Below are 1,772 nucleotides of genomic sequence, written 5' to 3' on the forward strand. Positions count from 1 at the left end.
TCCACCGAATGACTAAGGTTTCCTGGGGAAGGCTCGTCCACCCAGGGTAAGTCGGGACCTAAGGCGAGGCCGAGAGGCGTAGTCGATGGCTAACAGGTTGAGATTCCTGTACCAGTTAATTATGTTTGACGATGGAGGGACGCAGAAGGCTAAGCGAACCGGACGATTGGAAGAGTCCGGCCAAGCAATGAGTCAGGTTGCGAGTTAAATGCTTGCGATCGCGTTGACAAGTTGTGATGGGGAGCGAAATTATAGTAGCGAAGTCGCCGATGTCACGCTGCCGAGAAAAGCTTCTAAGGAGTAATTAACTGCCCGTACCGCAAACCGACACAGGTAGTCGAGGAGAGAATCCTAAGGTGAGCGAGAGAACTCTCGTTAAGGAACTCGGCAAAATGACCCCGTAACTTCGGGAGAAGGGGTGCTGCCCTCACGGGCAGCCGCAGTGAAAAGGCCCAGGCGACTGTTTATCAAAAACACAGGTTTCTGCAAAATCGTAAGATGAAGTATAGGGGCTGACGCCTGCCCGGTGCTGGAAGGTTAAATGGAAGGGTTAGCTTCGGCGAAGCTCTGAAATGAAGCCCCAGTAAACGGCGGCCGTAACTATAACGGTCCTAAGGTAGCGAAATTCCTTGTCGGGTAAGTTCCGACCCGCACGAAAGGCGTAACGATCTGGGCACTGTCTCAACGAGAGACTCGGTGAAATTGAATTGCCTGTGAAGATGCAGGCTACCCGCGACAGGACGGAAAGACCCCATGGAGCTTTACTGTAGCTTGATATTGAGTGTTTGTACTGCTTGTACAGGATAGGTAGGAGCCATTGAAGTCGGAACGCTAGTTTCGACGGAGGCGTTGGTGGGATACTACCCTTGCATTATGACCACTCTAACCCGCGCCACTCAGCGTGGCGGGAGACAGTGTCAGGTGGGCAGTTTGACTGGGGCGGTCGCCTCCCAAAAGGTAACGGAGGCGCCCAAAGGTTCGCTCAGAATGGTTGGAAATCATTCGCAGAGTGTAAAGGCACAAGCGAGCTTGACTGCGAGACAGACAGGTCGAGCAGGGACGAAAGTCGGGCTTAGTGATCCGGTGGTTCCGTATGGAAGGGCCATCGCTCAACGGATAAAAGCTACCCTGGGGATAACAGGCTTATCTCCCCCAAGAGTCCACATCGACGGGGAGGTTTGGCACCTCGATGTCGGCTCATCGCATCCTGGGGCTGTAGTCGGTCCCAAGGGTTGGGCTGTTCGCCCATTAAAGCGGTACGCGAGCTGGGTTCAGAACGTCGTGAGACAGTTCGGTCCCTATCCGTCGCGGGCGTAGGAAATTTGCGAGGACCTGTCCTTAGTACGAGAGGACCGGGATGGACATACCGCTGGTGTACCAGTTGTTCCGCCAGGAGCACCGCTGGGTAGCTATGTATGGATGAGATAAACGCTGAAAGCATCTAAGTGTGAAACTCGCCTCCAGATGAGATTTCCCATTCCGTTAAGGAAGTAAGACCCCTCAGAGATGATGAGGTAGATAGGATGGAAGTGGAAGTGCGGCGACGCATGGAGCGGACCATTACTAATCGGTCGAGGACTTAACCGCAGTGGTGTTGTCACTTGAAGGGTTAGGCAAAGGATATTGTTTAGTTTTGAAAGCACAAGCTTTCAAAGTGTGGTGATGATGGCTTGAAGGATACACCTGTTCCCATGCCGAACACAGAAGTTAAGCTTCAACGCGCCAAAAGTAGTTGGGGGATCGCTCCCTGCGAGGATAGGACGTTGCCACGC

The 1,772-nt window shown here is 53.2% G+C and carries 2 rRNA genes; both read left to right on the forward strand.

The features are described from left to right. A 23S ribosomal RNA gene (locus AC1EKL_RS08690) occupies nt 1-1,587 on the forward strand; the annotation flags it as partial. A 68-nt stretch (nt 1,588-1,655) separates the two neighbouring features. After that, a 5S ribosomal RNA gene (rrf, locus tag AC1EKL_RS08695) occupies nt 1,656-1,772 on the forward strand.

The sequence above is a fragment of the Limosilactobacillus sp. C0001E2 genome (assembly GCF_056590915.1).